The sequence below is a fragment of the Pedobacter sp. 10L46_2 genome (assembly GCF_056395165.1).
On record NZ_JBFTIZ010000376.1, the window covers coordinates 1 to 3,708 of the forward strand.

Annotated in this window: 3 protein-coding genes and 1 pseudogene; 2 read left to right on the plus strand and 2 right to left on the minus strand. The window is 38.9% G+C overall.

The features are described from left to right. Positions 1-254: pseudogene (locus tag AC1DDX_RS25245) on the plus strand (glycogen synthase); the annotation flags it as partial. Positions 255-266: 12 nt separating this feature from the next. Further along, positions 267-1,532 carry a glucose-1-phosphate adenylyltransferase gene (locus AC1DDX_RS25250; protein ID WP_172660633.1) on the plus strand — a complete coding sequence of 422 codons (1,266 nt, stop codon included), beginning with the start codon at positions 267-269 and terminating at the stop codon, positions 1,530-1,532. On the opposite strand, the gene AC1DDX_RS25255 is transcribed toward AC1DDX_RS25250, so the two are convergent. Both AC1DDX_RS25255 and AC1DDX_RS25260 read right to left on the minus strand, forming a co-directional pair. Further along, positions 1,533-2,894 carry a sensor histidine kinase gene (locus AC1DDX_RS25255; protein WP_172660632.1) on the minus strand — a complete coding sequence of 454 codons (1,362 nt, stop codon included), beginning with the start codon at positions 2,892-2,894 and terminating at the stop codon, positions 1,533-1,535. It lies immediately after the preceding gene. After that, positions 2,894-3,708 (minus strand): sigma 54-interacting transcriptional regulator (locus AC1DDX_RS25260; protein ID WP_477622810.1); only part of this gene is annotated, 815 nt, incomplete at its 5' end. The genes AC1DDX_RS25255 and AC1DDX_RS25260, both read right to left, overlap by 1 nt.

Consider the following 3,708-nt stretch of genomic DNA (forward strand, 5'->3'; position numbering starts at 1 on the left):
CTTTAAGATATGGTACAATACCTATTGTAAGGCGTATTGGAGGGCTTAAAGACACGGTAATTGATATTGGTGATGCCGGTTTTGGAATATGCCACGACCAAACCAGCGTATGGGATGTGAACCATGCAATGGGGCGTGCCTATGAATTATATTTGGATAAGAAAAAAGTGAAAGAAATTCGTAAGTTTATGATGCAGCTCGATCATTCCTGGGATAATGCGGCACAACAGTATATTGATCTTTACCAAATTTAAATATGAATGAACATGACTGACAAAGTATTGGGTGTAATTCTTGGCGGCGGCCAGGGCTCTAGGTTAGCCCCTCTTACACAAACTCGCTCAAAACCTGCTGTGCCTATTGCAGGGAAATACAGATTGGTTGATATTCCAATCTCCAATTGCCTAAATTCCGGTATACACCGCATGTTTGTTTTAACGCAGTTCAACTCTGCATCTTTAAATAAGCACATTAAAAATACTTACCACTTTAGCCACTTTAGTCTGGCTTTTGTTGATATTCTGGCAGCCGAGCAAACGCCCGAGAATCCGACTTGGTTTCAGGGAACTGCCGATGCGGTAAGACAAACGATGCATCACTTGTTGAACCATGACTTTGAATATGTACTGATCTTATCAGGAGATCAGTTGTATCAGATGGACTTTAAAGAGATGGTGCAGGCACATATTGATAGTGGGGTACAGGTTACACTTGCAACCATACCTGTAAATGCTAAAGACGCTCCTGATTTCGGGATTCTTAAGGCAAATGAACAGAATATCATCACTTCATTTATTGAAAAACCTAAAACTAATCTGGGCGACTGGATTTCAGATACTGGCCCGGAGATGCATGCAGAGGGTCGGGATTATCTGGCTTCTATGGGTATCTATATCTTTAATAAGGATCTTTTAATCAAGATTTTTGCAGAGAATGAAGATGAGAAAGATTTCGGAAAAGAGATTATTCCAAGAATGCTTACTGAATATGATGTGTTAAGCTATCAATACGATGGTTACTGGACTGATATAGGTAATATATCTTCGTTTTTTGAGGCTAATCTTGGCTTAACTGATGATATTCCTAAATTCAACTTATTTGATAGCAGCCATAGTATTTTTACGCGTGCCCGTATGTTGCCACCATCAAAGATATTAGGAACAACTTTAGATAAAACCATTATTGCCGAAGGCTGTATTTTACAGGCTAAATGTATAAAACATGCTGTTATTGGTATCCGCTCAAGAATTGGAGTGGGTACTCATATAGAAAGCTGTTACATAATGGGTAGCGATAAGTACCAGACCCTGATTGAAATAGAGAAGGAAAAAGGCACTAAGCCACTGATAGGTATTGGCGACAACTGTAAAATTGTAAACGCAATAATTGACAAAAACAGCAGAATAGGCGACAATGTGACGATTATTGGGGGTGCACATTTACCTGATGGCGATCATGCGCTTTATACCGTTAAGGATGGTATTGTAGTAGTGAAAAAGGGTGCTATTATACCAGATGGTACAGTCATTTAATTATTGATATTTAAACACCAGAGAAAAAGTAGTTTTTTCGAAAGGAACTGATGCTACTTCCAAACTTCCCTGGTGCATTTTCATAATGTTTCGGGTAATGGTTAAGCCAATACCCGAACCATTTTTTCTGGTGGTAAAGAATGGTACGAAGATCTTTTCTAATAGCTCAGGTTCAATGCCCTTACCATTATCACTAACCTCAAAATATAGCTTGTTCTGATCTAACCTGTAGTTAATCTCGATAACAGGATGCTCTGTTGTGCCCTCAAGTGCATATATGCTATTGGTAACCAGGTTGATCAATGCTTGCTCTACCAGTTTTAAGTCTATGTTTATACTGATTTTTGAGGATGTTTGCTCTACTTTTAGTATGATGTTTCGGCCGCTGGCAAAGGGCTGCATTAGCACTTTAATATGCTGCAAAATCTCGCCAATGGTATGGTAATGTAAGTCTGGTGTTGGTAGCTCGGCTATTAAACGGTAATCTTTTACAAAGTCCAGCAAACCTTCCGATCTTCTTCTTATGGTTTTTATTGCAGGTTTTAAGTCTTCAAGTTCTTCAAAATTTAAACTCTGCTTATCGGCAATCATACCGTCTACCGTGTTAGAAAGGGAACTGATAGGGGTAATGGAATTCAATATTTCATGTGAGATAACCCCAATGAGCCTGTTCCATGCTTCTGATTCTTTTTGCTCAATCTCGTCCTTAATGTTTTGGAAGGATATGATGGTATAGTCTGTATTGTAAAGGTTTAGTGGGATTACTTCTGTAGATAGCTGGATTAGTTTATCTTGTATTTTAAGCTCCATAAACCGTTTACCTCCTTTGCCAATAGATTCTATCTCGGTAGCAAATTGGGGAATATGTTGTCCTAGCCTATGCCAGTATTTATATGCAGGTACATTTAATAATTGGGCAGCAGCCTGATTAAAGAATACAATTTCTTCATGTTTTGTATCTTCTCTTTCGTCTTTTATTACAATCACACCTACAGGAACCTGTTCCAGAATTGTTTTTATAAGCTGAAACATAGAATCCTTTTCAAGCTGTATATCCTTTTGGACCTGTATAATATCGTTAAATGATTCATACAATTCCGGAAAACTACCTCTGGTTGCTTTATTTTTGAAGTTTAAAGTATTGTCGCGCGTTTTTACTGCCAGAATAAATCTATTGATGTCGTCCCTGATCTGGTTAATGTAATAGTAGAGGCTTAGCATTGTACCAATCAATATGATGCTTAAACCTATTATGGTAAACCATAGCTCCGTTTTTTTGATGAGAAAAAACAACAGAACAGCCAGTGCATTGATGACCAGCAGGCGACTTATTAAACGGAAGGTAAAACGGTTGTAAAACATTATAAATCGAATTTTTCTATACGCCTGTAAAGTGCTGCACGTGTTAATCCAAGATCTGCTGCGGCTCTTGATATGTTTCCTTTGTGCTTATCTATTGCCTTTTGCACCATTAGTTTTTCCATTTCCTCCAAGCCCATATCAGATTGGATGGGTGTGCTACTGCCAAATTTCTGTGGACTGAGTTGCAGGTCGTTTACCCCGATCTTAAGGCTATCTGACATGATTACAGCTCGCTCAACTACATGCTGCAACTCACGAACATTCCCCGGCCAGTGGTAAGTTAATAACATAGCTTCGGCCTTAGGTTCGAAATCCAGAATGCTTTTATGGTATTTGGTACTAAAAGTATTTAAGAAATGGCCTGCTAGAAGTAGGATATCATCTCCACGTTGTGCTAATCCTGGTAAAAGCAGCTCAACTGTATTTATTCTGAAAAGTAAATCCTGACGGAATGTACCTTTGGAGACCATTTCATTAAGCGGCATATTGGTTGCTGTGATCAGGCGTACATTGATCTTACGCTCTTTGCTTTCGCCCAAACGGTTAACCGTACGGTTCTGAATTACACTTAGGAGCTTTGCCTGTAACGGCATGGATAGGTTGCCAATCTCATCCAGAAATATTGTTCCACCTTCGGCCATTTCAAATCTTCCCGGCTTATCGTCTTTTGCATCAGTAAAGGCACCTTTAGCATAGCCAAATAATTCACTTTCGAACAGGTTTTCATTCAAAGAACCAAGATCTACATGCATAAATATCTGGTTCTTTCTGTGCGAGAGTTTGTGTAATTCATAAGCAAACACTTGCTTGCCGG